This window comes from Mesorhizobium sp. ArgA1 (genome assembly GCF_053714375.1).
In genome coordinates this window covers 317,708-332,641 of record NZ_JBSKBQ010000004.1, presented here as the reverse complement: position 1 = coordinate 332,641, position 14,934 = coordinate 317,708, and the positions used below count along the sequence as shown (strand labels likewise).

The window sequence follows — 14,934 nt, the reverse complement described above, 5'->3', positions numbered from 1 at the left end:
CCTTATAATGGTTTGCCCAGCCATTCACGATAGAAGCCTTCCAGATCCGGCTCGAAATCGTGCACGATCGGATAGCCGGGTGCGGCCGCCTCGACCTCGTGCATGGTGCCGCATTGCGGGCAGATGAATTCGCGGATTTCCATCCACTGCGGATCGGGAATGTCGCTGTTGGGATAGATTTCGCGCAGCGATTCCTCGGTGTTGCGCACGATGATCGCGGCCTTCAGCTTCCAGTTCTTGCGATAGTCGCCGAAGGAGTGGCCGCATTCGCAGCGGGTGATCCGCTCGTCGCCGCTCTGGCAGATGAAGAGATGATCCGAGACCGGCAGCAGGATCGGGTCCTTCCAGGCAACACGATCCTGATAGACGGCGACCATCTTGAAGAAGCGGTCATCATCCTTGTAGGCGCTCATGATGCGCCGGGTCTGCGGCCAGGGCAGCTTGCCGGCGGCCAGATCGCCGAGGACTTCCTTGCTGTATGAGGTCATGGTTTTGCTCCCGGCATGAAGATCGATCTGGCGTCGACGGTCCAGAAATCACTGAATTTCCCGGTGAAGCGCGACGACAGCTTGATCGCGCTGGCGTACATTTTCTTCACCTCTGGCGCGAAGTCGGCTTTCTCGATGCGGCTTCGCTCGGCGGCGATCCAGTCTGAAACCGGGATCGCCTTGGCCAGACGCTGCTTGCGCATGGCGGCACGGCGTTCGGCGGTGGCGTCGATATCGGCAACGGGATAGCCGTCGGCGTCGTCCTTCAGCACGATGCCGAAAATCTGGATCGCCGCTTCGCGGGTGAGGTAGCCGTTCTCAACATCCCAGGCCGTCTTGATCGGATCGCGCTCCAGCACGTCGCCGTAACCGCCGCCGCCATTGTAGGCATGGCTGAAGATGTCGCCCGACTTGTGCGGCGAGGTAATGTAGGGGCCCTCGACCAGGACATGGTCGCCGCCGATGGTCTTCTCATAGTCCGAGACATGCGGATCGATGCCCGGTGCATGCGCCAGCGGTTCGCCCTTTGCCGCCAGTTCATGGATGTTGGAGTTGCGCACGGCGCGATGCTTCTGGCAGGTCGGCGCCGGATAGCCGCCGCACATGCCGCCATTGTCGAAAACGCGCGAGGAGTGCTCCGAGGTGTGGAGCCGCAGATGCGGGGTCTTGTTGATCAGCCAGGTCGAGACGAAGGAACAGCCGCCGCGATATTTGCCGGCGCCGCCCGAATTGGGGACGATCGAACGGCCGATATAGATCATCGGCATGGACTGTTCCCAGACCTCGATGTTGCCCATGTCGGATTCCGGATTCCAGCCGACATAGGCGGTGTCGAGGCCGTCGGCGATGGCCAGCGCGCCGGAGCCGGCGGCGGCGCATTCGAAATGCGCCATGCCGAACGGCGTGCCGTACTGGCTTTCGCCGCCCATCTCGATCATCGGGCTGTTGACCTGGCCGACGAAGGCTTCCTCGACGAAACCACGCGCAACGAAACTGCGCGACAAAAGCCGCTGGAAGACGCCATAGGCGGGCAGCAGCAGCGCCCATGAGGTGGCGGTCGCCACCATCTCGTTGTCGGGGTTGGTCCAGGTGCCATGCGGCAATTTCAGCTCGGTCGCCATCCAGGCGCCGTCATTGACCAGGCCTTCGAAATTCATGTGCTGGGTCAAGGTGACGAACATGCCGCCATCCATGCCGGCCGGCGTGCAGTTCATCGAATGGTAGCCCCAGGGCTGCGTGCCCTCGAAATCCATGGTGATCTTGCCGTCGGTGGTGATCTCCATCTCGATCGGGATGTTGTACAGCCAGTCCGGATCGCCAAGCATCTGGAAGCCTGGTTTACCCGCGGTGACGTGACCGTAGAAAGTATGACCGCGATAGATGCCGGGCACGGTGAGCTGGCGGGTGCGGGCGAGCTGGGCGCGGCGGCCTTCTTCGATGAACTCCTTCGACACCTTCATCCAGTAGTCCAAACCGATCTCGGAGATCAGCTGCTTGACGCTTTCGCGCATGTCGATGCAGGAGGCGACCTTGGCCTTCTCGTCGAGCACCCAATAGATCGGCATGCGCAGATTGCGCTCGCAGCGGATGACGTAGTCGCGGCGGATCTCGTCATTCTCGCCGATCTTCTCGGCGCAGACGAAAAGGCCTTCGGTGAAGCGCTCCTGCGCCAGGCAGACGTCGCCGCCGGGCGTGATGCCGCCGGCTTCCAGCTCATGGCAGACCGCACCCGCCCAACCGACCAGCGTGCCTTCGTGGAAGATCGGCACCACGTCCATGACATCGGGCACCTGCACCGTGCCGATGAAGGCATCGTTGTTGGCGAAGATATCGCCTTCGCGGATCTTCGGGTTTTCCTCGTAATTGTTCTTGATCATCCATTTGATGAAGCGGCTCATCGTGTGGACGTGGACCATGATGCCGTTGGAGAGCGCGATGGCGTCACCCTCGGGGGTGTAGATGGCCACCACCATTTCACCGACCTCGCGCACGCCGGGCGAAGCCGAGATGCGGCGGGCCATTTCGCGGGCCGAGACGCAATAGGCGCGCAGCTTGGTGTGCAGCGTCTCGAATTTCAGCGGGTCCTGGTTGCGCAAGGTGAGGTCGGTGATGCCGTCATAGCAGCCGGTCTCTTCCATCAGCCGCTCGGAATCGAGCAGTCTTTCGCGAAGGCGCAGCGCTGAGGCAGGTTTGTCCAACATGGCGATGCCCTTTCAAGCGTGGGTGTAGTGCAGCAGCGTCCATTCATCGACATGGACACGGTCCTGCGGATGAACGACCAGCGTGGTGGCGGGATGTTCGATGATGGCCGGGCCGATCACTTCATGGCCGGGCTGCAGAAGGTCCATCTCGTAGAGATTGGCCTTGTGCCAGCGGCCGCCGATATAGGCCTCGCGCACGCCCTTGTGGGCGGCTGCCGGATCCGATTTGCCGAGCGGGCGCTTCAGCAGCACCGGCTTGACCTTGTCGGCGGTAGCGATGAGGCCCAGCTCGGTGATGGTGAAGCCGGCCTCGCCGTAGCGCGACACGCGGTGGTTGACCTTGGCATAGACCGCCTCGAACTCGTCGATGACCTTGCGCATGTCGTCGGCCGAGTTGATCTCGGCAAGCGGCGCCATCACTTCGACGTCCTCGAGCTGGCCGGTGTAGCGCATCATCAGAAACGGCACGGTCTTGATCTTGTCGCGGCCGTGGCCGTCCGTGATCATCTCGCCGACTGCTGCCTTGGTCAGGTCGTTCCAGACATTGGTGACCTTCTTGCCGAAGGCGAGCAGTTCGTCATCGCTTGCCCGTGCGCCGATGTCGTGCTGCGTCGACACCGAATGGCGACGCATGAAGTCGGCGGTGGTGCAGCCGAAGGCCGAGAAGGCGGCGGCGAACTGGAAGGTGATGATGTCCTTGAAGCCGATGCCCCTGGAGCAGCCGGCCAGATGCAATGGACCCGAGCCGCCGTAGGAGAGCAGGGTGAACTCCGAGGGGTGGATGCCCTGGCCGGAGATGACGCGGCGCAGCGCGTTGTTGGCGTCAGCTTCCAGCATGTCGATCATGCCCTCCGCGGCCTCCTCAACGCCGACGCCAAGGATGCTGGAGCATTTTTCCTCGAAGGTCTTGCGCGCCTTCTCGACCTGCAAGACAACCTTGCCGCCGAGGAAATAATAAGGGTTGAGGCGGCCGAGGATGGCGTCGCAATCGGCGATGGTGGGTTCGGTGCCACCCTTGGCGAAGCAGATCGGGCCGGGATCTGATCCGGCGCTTTCCGGACCGAGCGAGACTTTCTTTGTCAGCGGGTCGACCTTGAGGATCATGCCGGCGCCGGCGCCGATCGTGTCGAGATGCAGCGTCGGCACGTTGAGCTTGAAGCGGTCCATCAAGGGCTCGTTCTCGATCCGCGTCTGGCCGCGCGAGATGACGCCCATATCGAAGGAGGTGCCTCCCATGTCCGAGCAAATCAGCGAGTCATTGCCGATGAGCTTGCCGACATAGGCCGCACCGAGAATGCCGCCGATTGGGCCGGAGATCATGGTTTCGTGCAGGCGCGGGTGGTTGATCGAGGTCAGGCCGCCGAAGGACAGCAGCGTCTGCACACCATATTTGAAGCCGTATTTCTTCGACACGTCCTCGATGCCCTTGAGCTGCTTGCGGCCGCGCGACGTCGCATAGGCCTCGATCAGCACCGAGTTCAGCCGCGATTGTTCACGGACGACCGGGCGGACTTCGTGGCTGGTGTAGACGAGAATGTCGGCGCCGGCCTTCTGCACTTCCTCGCGGCAGATCTCGGCAATGCGCTTCTCGTGCACCGGATTGACGTGCGAGAAGATGGTCATGATGCAGATCGCTTCGACCTTGTCGGCGATCAGTTTTTTCGCAGCCGCCGAAACCTCGTGCTCGTAGAGCGGCAGCACGATGTCGCCGAACTGGTCGATGCGCTCGGTGACGCCATGGGTGCGGCGGCGCGGCACCAGCGGATCGGGATGATGATGGGTCACCGCATGCAGGCGGTCGGCGTAGGAATAGTCGGCCCATGCCTGCAGGCCGCGGCCCATCAGGATCATGTCCTCCAGACCCTTGGTGGTGATCAGGCCAAGGCGGCGGCCGGTGCGCGACAGCAACGTGTTGAGCATGCCCGTGCCGGAATAAAGTACGACGTTGACGCCGGAAAAGAGCGATTCCAGCGAGATGCCCCAGGCGTCCGCGGCGTCTTCCGCCGAGGCGAGGAACCCTTCGGCTTCGTTCTTCGGCGTGGTTGCCGATTTGCCGATCTTGAAGTGACCGTCCTGATCGACAAGGATCGTGTCGGTCATGGTGCCGCCGGCGTCAATGCCGATGACGATGGGATTGCCGACGATGGGGCTGGTGAGGTTGGGTTGGGTCACGGTCGCCTCAAGATTGCTCTAGGATGGGGCCAGGCTAGAGTCATTGGGCGGCTTTGCGCCATATGCCAAAAGACACAATGACGCTTGGGGCGGGATCGTCGAGAAAAGGGCATGCGCATGGGCAGCAACATCTGGGCGCCGCTGGCCAGGGCGATCGCCGCCACCGGTACGGACAGGCATGTCGACTGCATGATCGACCTGATCGGCGCCGACATCGAGCACGACCTCGTCACCGTGACGCGCTATTCAGCGACGCAGACGCCGGAGTTCATCAAGCACCGGCGCTTCTCGGACGAAATGGTCCGGCGCTATCTCGACAATTACTATGTCTTCGACCCGTTCTACGCCTCATGGCGGCGCGAGCGACGGCTGGGCATCCTGCCGCTGAAGCGGCTTGCCGACGACGAGGCCAAGCGCGGCCAGTACATAGCCGGTTTCCTGGCGCAGTCGGAAATCTGCGACGAAGTCGGCATCATGCTGGCCGACGGCGGCGACTGGTGCCTCGGTATCTTTCTCGACCGTTCAACCGCCTCATTCAAAGACGGCGAAATCGCGCTGCTGGACGAGCGGCTACCGGTGTTCGAGGCGCTGCATGCGCTGGACACCAAGGCGCGTGGAGCCGAATTCTCCCGCACATCGGCGCCGACCGGGCCGGGCGCCTCGCCCCGGCAGGAGCCGACCATCCCGACGAGCCTGTGGCCGGAGCTGTCCCTGCGCGAGCGTGAACTAGTGCAACTGATCCTCGCGGGACACCCGACCGCCAACATCGCGGAGCGGCTGGGCATCACCGTCGGCACGGTGAAGAACCACCGCCGCCGCATCTACGAAAAGCTCGACATCACCACCGAGCGGGAACTGTTTTTGCAGTTCTTCCAGCACCGCGCGAACGGTTAGGAGCTGGTCGCCTCTGACTGACCCCGAGTCCCCCGACGAATGGTATCGATTAGGGCACGGAGCGCCGGCGCCATCCCTCCGCGGGAGGTGACCGATCTTTTGTCGTGCCTCTTCCTCAACGGCCGCTGGCTGATCGTCCAGAAGGTGTTCAACGCCGAACCGCTTCGCTGATCTAACCCTTTATTGGAGCATGATCTTTTCCAAAAACCGGCACCACTTTTTGGGATCATGCTCCCGCGCGATCGAAATCGCCGTCAGTCGTGCAATTGCCGCGAAATCGGCGGGCCGACGGTAAAGCCGGAAAAGGTGACCTCAAACCCTTCGCGCTGCGGCGAACAGCACATCATGCCGACATCGACAGACTTGGAGACCGGGAAATAGGCCAGCCGCACAGGCTTCCAGCGGCCATCGGTCGCATCCAGATACTGGATGCGGATCGCCTCGGCGTGGCGGGTCAGGCGGATGCGGACGCCGTCGGGATCGTTGGGAATGCTGAGCAGCGACCAGTCGGACGTGTCATTGGTGACGACCACTGAAAAATACGCCAGCCCGTCCGTGTATTCGAGACCGGCCTTGATCCAGTGCGTCTCGCTCAGCCGCAGCATCAGCCCGGCCTGGTCGTAGAGCACACGATAGTCGCCCTGGACGGTGACTTCGGCGCTGAAGTCCCCCTCGACTGGCCGGTAGAGGAAATGGCCATTGTCGCGCCAGAACCCGTAGAAGGTTTCGCGCCAGAAATCGGTTTCCTTGCCGGTGCGCACACGCACCGTGTCGTCACCGAACGCATGGTGCGGCGGCGGATTGAGCCAGGTGAGTCCCTCTTTCGCCGCCGTCATCGGTTCACCACCGATTAGCCGGCAAATGTGTAGGCTGTCTTCACCGTTGTGTAGAACTCCGCGGCATAGCGGCCCTGCTCGCGCGGGCCGTAGCTCGAGCCCTTGCGGCCGCCGAACGGGACGTGGAAATCGACGCCGGCGGTCGGCAGGTTGACCATCACCATGCCGGCTTCCGAATTGCGCCGGAAATGCGTGGCATGCTTGAGGCTGGAGGTGCAGATTCCGGACGTCAGACCAAAGGGCGTGTCGTTGGCCACCGCCAGCGCCTCGTCATAGTCCTTGACGCGGATGACATTGGCGACCGGCCCGAAGATTTCCTCGCGCGAAATGCGCATGGCATTGGTGCTCTCGGTGAAAAGCGCCGGCCTGAGGTAGAAGCCGGGCGTTTCGCGATCGAGCCGCTCGCCGCCGAAGGCAAGGTTGGCGCCTTCCTGGCTGCCGATGGCGATATAGTCTTCGTCCTGCTTCAGCTGGCTCGCATCGACGACGGGGCCGATCTGGGTCTTTGCATCGAGCGCATCGCCGATGACGAGTTTGTCCAGGCGCTCCTTGAGCGCCGCCACGAAGCGGTCGTGAATGCCTTCGGTCACCACCAGGCGCGACGAGGCCGTGCAGCGCTGGCCCGTCGAGAAATAGGCGCCGTTGATCGCGCAATCGACAGCGATGGCGAGATCGGCGTCATCGAGCACGACGAGCGGGTTCTTGCCGCCCATTTCGAGCTGGAATTTGCGCATGTGTTCGACACTGGCTGCGGCGACGCGTTTGCCGGTGCCGACCGAGCCGGTGAAGGTGATGGCGTTGAGGTCGGGGCTGTCGAGCATGGCCTGGCCGACCACGGAACCCTTGCCCATCACCAGGTTGAGCACGCCTTTCGGCAGGCCGGCGCGGTGCAGGATGTCGACAATGGTCCAGGCGCTTTCGGGGACGAGTTCGGCCGGCTTGAAGACGATGGTGTTGCCGTGGGCGAGTGCCGGCGCGATCTTCCAGGCGGGAATGGCGATCGGGAAATTCCACGGCGTGATGATACCGACGACGCCGACGGCTTCGCGGGTGATCTCGACTCCGACGCCGGGCCGCACGCTGGGCACCAGCTCGCCGGACAGGCGCAGCGTCTCGCCGGCGAAGAAATCGAAGATCTGGGCGGCGCGGATGGTTTCGCCAATGCCCTCTGCCAGAGTCTTGCCTTCTTCGCGCGACAACGCGCGGCCGATCTCGTCCTTGCGCACCATGATCTCGTCCGAGGCCTTCTTCAGCACGCTGTGACGGGCGAGCGGCGCCGAGCGTGACCAGGCCGGGAAAGCGGCCTTGGCCGCTGCAATCGCCTGCTTTGCGTCTTCGGCGCCGGCCGAGGCATATTCGCCAACGAGATCGCCGGTATCGGACGGGTTGATGTTGCGCGAGCCGGCTTCGCCGACCCACTCGCCATCGATCAGATTCTTGCGGAACAGGGTCATGTCGCGGTTTCCTTGTAATTGTTCACTGGCGGTGCCGTATGTCTGAACCATTTATCAGACAAATGACGACACGGTGAGGGGCGAAGTGACGCTGGCGACTGGATAGCCGATGCCGCGCGGCTGCGAAAGCCGCGACCTCAAAACGGACGAAATGAAGCAGACCTTTGTCAGGTCGGAAACGTCCAGAACAGGCAGGCCGGTGTCGCCGCGGCGAAGATGACGAAGAACAGGCTTCTCAGCAGGATGTTGCGGCGCAGCTCGTTCATGGTGAAATGGCAGCCGACGATTGCCGCGGCGAATATGAAGCGCCAGTTCAGGAGCGCCCACAGCACGCTGCTCTGGCCAAAGGCCCAGCGGGCGACGAGACAGCCGACAATGGTGGCGAACAAGGCTATCACCGCCCAGAACAGCGCATCCGCCGCATGGGTCAAGACGATGCCGGCGGCTCGAATGGGCAGGATCATCATGAGCATGGCGGCAAAGAAATAGACGGCGGCGAGCGGCAGGAACGAACCGGCATCGGCAATGCCGTCCAGCCGCCGCACCCCGATCGCGCCATAGGGATAGCCGTGCCTGGCGACCGCCAGGCAGAGGGCCATGAGCAATGCGGTGAACACTGCGACCAATGCGAATGTGGAGAGAGCCTTGCTCATGCCGTTCCTTGCGTTGAGGCCCGATCGGGGCCGAATCACGAGGAACGATTTTAGCGCATGGACCTGGATTGCGCGTCAGCTTTGCTGAGCGGTCCGCTCTTCACCGGTCGCTGTTTTCGAAGGCGCGCTAGAACCGGCATCGCATCCTCTCAAATTTGTAAGCTAAAGACACAAATTATCGTCTGAAATCTGCATCAATGGCTGGAAATGCCAAATATTTCGAGCCCATTGAGATCGAACAGAAATTCGATTAGTATTCTTATCAAACAAATTTCGATAGGAGAAAGTGCTGGTGTCGACCGATCTTCGGCCGAATGAAACGCGAGCCCTTGCGTCGCTGTTTCGTGCCGGTGCGTTGAGCCGGGCAGCGCTCGCACGCGACCTCGGCCTGACCCGCTCGACCACCGGCGCCCTGGTGCTCAGCCTGACCGAGGCGGGTCTGGCGCGTGAGCGGTCGGGCGGAACGGATGATGAGCAGGACGGCGAGGCCCGGGTCGGCCGCCCCGGAATCCTGGTCGAGATCGAAGGCGATGGCGGCTTCTTCCTGGGCGCCTATATCGGCGTGAACTGGATCGCTGTCGTGGCAGTCGACCTTGCCGGCAGACTGCGTGCCAGCGCCTCTAGGGCATTTGCCGGACCGGGCAGCGCGCCCGAAGCCGCAGTCGCCATCATCGGGGAGCTCGTCGCCGAGATCCGGTTGCAATTGCCTGAGGGTACGCGCCCCTATGGGCTCAATGTCGCCGTGCCCGGCTTCCCCGCCACTGATGGCGTCTCATACCATGCGACGATCCTTGGCTGGCACGGGGTCAATCTCGCCGAGCTTTTGGGCAATGCCTTTGGCGATGAGTTTCCGATTCTCCTGGAAAACGATGCCAATGCAGTCGCGGTGGCCGAGACATACCGGGCACAGCCGGGAAAAGACGGCGAGGATGCTCTGGTCATCCTGATCGAGAACGGCGTTGGCGGCGGCACCATCAATGCCGGCAGGCTGCATCGCGGCCGGCTCGGCGGCGCCGGCGAGATCGGACATCTGCGCATCGGCGACGAAGGTTTTGTCTATGACGCGAAGCGCCCGGGCCGTCTGGAATCCTATGTCGGCAAGGACGCGCTTCTCGCCCGCTACTTCCACATAACCGGGCGGCGGGCCGGCGTGGACGAGTTTGTCGCGGCACTCGCTGGCGGCGATACGGCCGCCATCGCCACCGCGCACGACTGGGCGCTCTGGTTCGGCCGTGGCCTGGCGACGCTCACCTGCACCCTGCAGCCGGAGCGCATCATTCTCTCCGGCTCGGTCAATGCCGTCTATCCGTTTGTCGCCGAACAGGTGGAAGCGTTCCTGTCAGACTTCCTGGCCGAAGGTTATCCCGTTCCCACGGTGGAACTGTCGCGTGTCGGCGCCGACGGTCCCGCTCTGGGCGCTGCCTGCCTGCTGCACCAGGCAGCTTTGTCGGGCGATCCGCAATTTCAACTTCGCGGCCTTGCCGCGCGCTAATCCGGAGAGAATTCCATGCCTCGCAAAGACGAAAAGCGGCTGCGTGTCGGCGTGCTCGGCTGCGGCCCGATTGCGCAGGCGGCGCATTTCGAATCCTGCGCCAAGGCGCGCAACGCCGACCTCTATGCCATCTGCGACGTCGCCGACGATCTGCGCGACAGGATGGCCGCGACTTATGCGCCTGAAAAATCCTATGCCGACTATGGCCAGATGCTGGCCGATCCTGACCTCGATGCCGTCATCATCGCGACATCGGACACGTTTCACGTGAAGGCTACGGAACTGGCGCTCGATGCCGGCAAGCACGTGCTGTGCGAAAAGCCGCTGGGCGTTTCGGTCGAGGAGGTCGAAGGCCTGAGAGCCGCGGTCGACAAGAGCGGCAAGGTGCTTCAGGTCGGCCATATGAAGCGCTTCGATCCCGGTATCCAGGCGGCCAAGGCCTTCGTCGACGACGAGATGGGCGAGCGGCTGGCGTTCAAGGGCTGGTATTGCGACAGCACCCACCGCTACCCCATGACCGATGCGGTGCAGCCGCTCATCATCACCAGCGCCAAGGCGCGCAAGCCTTCCGTCAATCCCAAGGCGGATTTGCGCCAGTACTATATGCTGGCGCATGGCAGCCACCTCCTCGACACGGCGCGCCATCTGCACGGGCCGATCGAGGCGGTCGAAGCCCGGCTCACCGAGCGCTATGGCGCCTATTGCTGGTTCATCACTACCATCTTCGCCGACGGTTCGATCGGTCATCTCGACCTGACTGTCGCTGTTCGCATGGACTGGCATGAAGGGTTCCAGATCTACGGCCAGAACGGCAGCGTTCTCGCGAAGACCTATAACCCCTGGTACTACAAGAGCAGCGAGGTCGACATCTTTCGCGAGGCCGATGGCAGCTGGCATCGCACACTTGGCGCCGACGGCCACTTCTATCGCCGCCAGCTCGAAGGCTTTGCCGATGTGGTGCTAAACGGCGCGCCCATGGTTGGCGCCGGCATAGACGACGGCATCGCATCGGTCAGAGGCATGGCGGCCATCGCGCGCTCCGCCGCTGCCGGCGGCCGCGCCGTCAACCTCGCCGATGTCGATGGGGTCGTGTGATGCAGCTTGGTATTTTCGCCAAGACCTTTGCCGCTACGGGCGCTCTGCCGGTGCTGCGCGCGGTCGCGGATGCCGGCTACACCACGGCGCAGTTCAACATGGCGTGCCTTGGCCTGCCCTCCATGCCGGACAGCATCGAGCCCGATGCGGCCCGATCCATTACGGTGGCAAGCGAGCAAACAGGGGTTTCTATCGCGGCGGTGTCCGGAACCTACAACATGATCCATCCCGATCGCTCGGTTCGCGTCCAGGGGCTTGCCCGGCTCGAAGTGCTGGCCGCGTCATGCGCCGATATGGGCACGCGTCTGATCACACTCTGCACCGGTACCAGGGATGCGCAGGATCAGTGGCGCTGGCATCCCGACAATGCCGGTGACGCCGCCTGGAGCGATCTTCGCACGGAGATGGAAGCGGCGGTCGCAATCGCCGAGCGCTTCGACATCGAGCTTGGCATCGAGCCGGAACTGGCCAATGTCGTTTCCAGCGCACAAGCCGCGCGCCGCCTGTTCGACGAAATGAACAGCAAGCGCCTGCGCATCGTTCTTGATCCGGCAAATCTGTTCGAAGTGGCCGATGCAGCCGAGCGGCATCGCCTGATCGACGAGGCTGTCGATTTGCTGGCCGCCGAGATCGGCATGGCTCATGCCAAGGACCGCCATGCCGATGGCAGTTTTGCCGCCGCAGGGATGGGCGTCGTCGACTTCCCGCATTTCATCGGCCGCCTGAAAGCCGCCGGCTTTGGGGGCCCCTTGATCACGCATGGACTGACCGAGGCCGAGGCGCCTGGTGTTGGCGCCTTTCTGCGCAGTGTGCTGGAAGCGAGCGACAAAGCGTGAAGACCTTTAGCCGCGACGGCGCCGATCTTGCCTACCGAGACGTCGGCACCGGCCTTCCCGTCATCTTTCAGCATGGGCTGGGCGGCGACGAGGCGCAGGTCGCCGATGTGTTCCCCGATCTGCCGCAGACACGGCGCGTGACGCTCGAATGCCGGGGCCAGGGCGGATCCGGCTACGGACCCGTCGACCAGCTTTCGATCGCGACGTTTGCCAAGGACGTCGAAGCGCTGGCCGAGGCTATCGGCATTGGCCCGGCCGTCGTCGGGGGCATCTCGATGGGAGCTGCGCTGGCGTTGCGTCTGGCAGTGCACCAGCCGGCCCGGGTACGTGCGCTGGTGCTCGCCCGACCTGCCTGGATATCCGAGGCGGCGCCCACCAATATGAAGCCCTATGCCGTGGTCGGCGACCTCCTGATGCGCCATTCACCTGAGGACGCCAGACGGCTGTTCGATGACAGCGCAGTTGCCGCCGAACTGGCCAGGTTGGCGCCTGACAATCTCAGCAGCTTGCAGGGGTTCTTCAGTCGTCCGGATCCGGCTCGTTTCGGCGGGTTGCTAGTGGCAATCGCGGGCGATGGCCCCGGTGTGAGCGAGGGCGATATTCGCGCTATCGCTGTGCCGACCCTGGTCATCGGCCATGACCATGACCTCGTCCATCGACTGGCCGACGCGCGGGCGCTGGCACGGCTCATTCCGTCGGCCCGGCTTTGCACCATCACCGCAAAGTCGCAGGATCGCGCCGCATACCGACGCGAATTCCGCGCCTGTCTTTCGGAATTTCTGGAAACGCTCGCATGACCGATCAAACGACGGATGACGCAATCGCCGTGGTCGAGATCGGCGGAACGTCGGTCAAGGTTGGCTTCGCCGACCATGGCATCCCGGTGGATTTTGCCCGCGCGTACCCCACCGCGCAACTGCGCCAGAGGGCGCCGGCGGCGGGATTGGCCGATGCCGTCGCCGCTGCCTGCCGCGATGCCGGGCTCACACCCCGGCGCGTCGTCGCGACCGTGCCTGGATTCATCGACCGGGATTTCGACACGGTGCTGCACACGGCCAACATTCCCGAGCTTAACGGCATCCGGCTAGGCAGGGAACTGGCCTCTAAGCTAGGCATCCCGGTCCGCCTCGAGCGCGATGTCGTGCTGCAATTGCTGGGCGAAAGCGTCGCCGGTGCGGTGAAGCGGCAAAAGGAGGTGCTGGCGGTCTATCTTGGCACCGGCATCGGCGCGGCCTATCTCGGCAAGGAAGGCATCTTCAGGGGTGGCGGCTGGGCGCTTGAAATCGGCCATATGCCGATCTACCGGCCCGACGAGAGCGGGCTGCCAAACCGGGTCGAGACCTATGCCTCGGGGGCAACGCTCGTGGAACTCGCGACGGACTACGATATCCCGGTGGCCGAGCTGTTTTCGGCGACCGGGCAGCCGACGTCGCTGCGCGAATGGCTCGACGAGATCGTCTGGCAGCAGGCGGTGACCATCGCAACGGCAGCCGCCCTGTTTTCCCCGCAGACGATCCTGATCGGCGGCGGCATTGTCGACATGAAGGCCTATCCCCGCCAGACGCTCAAGCAGCGCATCGCCGACAGCCTGCCGCATTCGCTTGTTGTCCAGCCCCTGGACATACGCTGGGCGGCCCTGGGCTGGCAGGCGGCTATTCACGGGGCGGTGCTGCTCGGCGCGGTGTGATCGCCGAGTGCCTAGAGCGGTTCAGCGTTTCACGGAATCGCTGACCCGCTCTAACTTTTTGTTTTTGCGCAATCCCGGACGGAAAATCGCTACACACTTTTCCTGGAATTGCTCTAGCAGTCGATTACTTGATTGTCTTCCCGTCCGCCCCAAACCGGTATGTCTTGCCCGGCTCGGGCGTTGCATAAAGCGTCGCGCCCGGCTCCGCGTCGTAGACGCCGAAGATGCGCACGGTGATCAGCCCGGCCTTCTCGCAGTCGAGATAGAGATTGGTGTCGGCGCCGAGATGCTCGGCGTGCACCACCGTTCCCTTCCAGGCGCCGGACTTCGCATCGACCTTCAGATGCTCCGGCCGCACACCGATTGTCTTGGCCGTCTCGCCCAGCCGCGCGCCGTCGATGAAGTTCATCTTCGGCGAGCCGATAAAGCCGGCGACAAACTCGTTTGCCGGCGAATTGTAGAGCTCCATCGGTCCGCCGATCTGCTCGATCTTTCCCGCATTGAGCACGACGATCTTGTCGGCCAGCGTCATCGCCTCGACCTGGTCGTGGGTGACGTAGATCATCGTCGCCTTCAGCCGGCGATGCAGTTGCGCGATCTCCAGCCGCGTGTTGACGCGCAGCGCGGCATCGAGGTTCGACAAGGGCTCATCGAACAGGAACAGTTTCGGTTCGCGCACCACGGCGCGACCGATGGCGACGCGCTGGCGCTGGCCGCCCGAAAGTTCCGCCGGCCGCCTTTCGAGATAGGGTTCCAGCGACAGCATCGACGATGCGATCCCGATGCGGCGGTCGATCTCGGCAGCCGGCGTGCCGGCCTGTTTGAGACCGAGGCCCATATTGTTCTTTACCGTCAGGTGCGGGTAGAGCGCATAGGTCTGGAACACCATGGCGATGCCGCGTTTCGCGGGTGGCGTGGCCGAAACATCGGCGCCGTCGATCACCACGCGACCCGAAGTCGAATCCTCGAGCCCGGCAATGACCCGGAGCAAGGTCGACTTGCCGCAGCCCGACGGGCCGACGAAGACGACGAATTCGCCATCCCTCACTTCGAGGTTGATGCCCTTCAGCACCTCTACCGGCCCGAAGGCCTTCTTCACATTCTCGATTACCAGCGAGCCCACGGC

Annotated in this window: 14 protein-coding genes; 7 read left to right on the top strand and 7 right to left on the bottom strand. The window is 63.3% G+C overall.

The annotated features are described in order from the left end of the window. Positions 1–2: 2 nt before the first annotated feature. From ACWGTI_RS13680 to ACWGTI_RS13670, 3 genes are read right to left on the bottom strand one after another with little or no spacing between them, the layout of a single operon-like run. Complete coding sequence (locus ACWGTI_RS13680) at positions 3–488, bottom strand: acetone carboxylase subunit gamma (RefSeq protein WP_454587600.1); 486 nt, start codon at positions 486–488, stop codon at positions 3–5. Continuing rightward, positions 485–2,689 carry a hydantoinase B/oxoprolinase family protein gene (locus ACWGTI_RS13675; protein ID WP_454587599.1) on the bottom strand — a complete coding sequence of 735 codons (2,205 nt, stop codon included), beginning with the start codon at positions 2,687–2,689 and terminating at the stop codon, positions 485–487. Before ACWGTI_RS13675 ends, ACWGTI_RS13680 begins: the two co-directional genes overlap by 4 nt. Before the next feature lie 12 nt (positions 2,690–2,701). Next, a complete protein-coding gene (locus tag ACWGTI_RS13670; RefSeq protein ID WP_454587598.1) occupies positions 2,702–4,861 on the bottom strand; it encodes a hydantoinase/oxoprolinase family protein in 2,160 nt (719 codons plus the stop codon). Positions 4,862–4,972: 111 nt separating this feature from the next. Here ACWGTI_RS13670 and ACWGTI_RS13665 point away from each other — a divergent pair, with 111 nt between their 5' ends. Beyond that, positions 4,973–5,755 carry a helix-turn-helix transcriptional regulator gene (locus ACWGTI_RS13665; protein WP_454587597.1) on the top strand — a complete coding sequence of 261 codons (783 nt, stop codon included), beginning with the start codon at positions 4,973–4,975 and terminating at the stop codon, positions 5,753–5,755. A gap of 39 nt (positions 5,756–5,794) precedes the next feature. Continuing rightward, positions 5,795–5,926 carry a hypothetical protein gene (locus tag ACWGTI_RS13660; RefSeq protein ID WP_454587596.1) on the top strand — a complete coding sequence of 44 codons (132 nt, stop codon included), beginning with the start codon at positions 5,795–5,797 and terminating at the stop codon, positions 5,924–5,926. An 83-nt stretch (positions 5,927–6,009) separates the two neighbouring features. Here ACWGTI_RS13660 and ACWGTI_RS13655 read toward each other — a convergent pair whose 3' ends face one another. The 3 genes from ACWGTI_RS13655 to ACWGTI_RS13645 all read right to left on the bottom strand — a co-directional run bounded on the left by ACWGTI_RS13655 (position 6,010) and on the right by ACWGTI_RS13645 (position 8,698). Further along, on the bottom strand, positions 6,010–6,591 hold the full coding sequence (locus tag ACWGTI_RS13655) for a DUF1349 domain-containing protein (RefSeq protein WP_454587595.1): 582 nt from the start codon (positions 6,589–6,591) through the stop codon (positions 6,010–6,012). A 14-nt stretch (positions 6,592–6,605) separates the two neighbouring features. Further along, entirely contained in the window at positions 6,606–8,045 is a 1,440-nt protein-coding gene (locus ACWGTI_RS13650) for an aldehyde dehydrogenase family protein (RefSeq protein WP_454587594.1), read from the bottom strand. 167 nt (positions 8,046–8,212) lie between these two features. Then, a complete protein-coding gene (locus tag ACWGTI_RS13645) occupies positions 8,213–8,698 on the bottom strand; it encodes a hypothetical protein (protein ID WP_454587593.1) in 486 nt (161 codons plus the stop codon). A 292-nt stretch (positions 8,699–8,990) separates the two neighbouring features. Between ACWGTI_RS13645 and ACWGTI_RS13640 the strand changes: the two genes are divergently transcribed. Genes ACWGTI_RS13640 through ACWGTI_RS13620 form a run of 5 tightly spaced genes read left to right on the top strand, consistent with a single transcriptional unit; the run spans position 8,991 to position 13,808 of the window. Then, positions 8,991–10,190: an ROK family transcriptional regulator gene (locus ACWGTI_RS13640; protein ID WP_454587592.1), complete on the top strand. Its 1,200-nt coding sequence runs from the start codon at positions 8,991–8,993 to the stop codon at positions 10,188–10,190. 15 nt (positions 10,191–10,205) lie between these two features. After that, complete coding sequence (locus ACWGTI_RS13635; RefSeq protein WP_454587591.1) at positions 10,206–11,285, top strand: Gfo/Idh/MocA family protein; 1,080 nt, start codon at positions 10,206–10,208, stop codon at positions 11,283–11,285. Then, positions 11,285–12,121 carry a sugar phosphate isomerase/epimerase family protein gene (locus ACWGTI_RS13630; protein WP_454587590.1) on the top strand — a complete coding sequence of 279 codons (837 nt, stop codon included), beginning with the start codon at positions 11,285–11,287 and terminating at the stop codon, positions 12,119–12,121. The genes ACWGTI_RS13635 and ACWGTI_RS13630 overlap by 1 nt, the downstream gene beginning before the upstream one ends. Next, entirely contained in the window at positions 12,118–12,918 is an 801-nt protein-coding gene (locus ACWGTI_RS13625; protein ID WP_454587589.1) for an alpha/beta fold hydrolase, read from the top strand. Before ACWGTI_RS13630 ends, ACWGTI_RS13625 begins: the two co-directional genes overlap by 4 nt. Beyond that, positions 12,915–13,808: an ROK family protein gene (locus tag ACWGTI_RS13620; RefSeq protein WP_454587588.1), complete on the top strand. Its 894-nt coding sequence runs from the start codon at positions 12,915–12,917 to the stop codon at positions 13,806–13,808. The genes ACWGTI_RS13625 and ACWGTI_RS13620 overlap by 4 nt, the downstream gene beginning before the upstream one ends. A gap of 124 nt (positions 13,809–13,932) precedes the next feature. On the opposite strand, the gene ACWGTI_RS13615 is transcribed toward ACWGTI_RS13620, so the two are convergent. Next, on the bottom strand, positions 13,933–14,931 hold the full coding sequence (locus ACWGTI_RS13615) for an ABC transporter ATP-binding protein (RefSeq protein ID WP_454587587.1): 999 nt from the start codon (positions 14,929–14,931) through the stop codon (positions 13,933–13,935). Between the last annotated feature and the right edge of the window lie 3 nt (positions 14,932–14,934).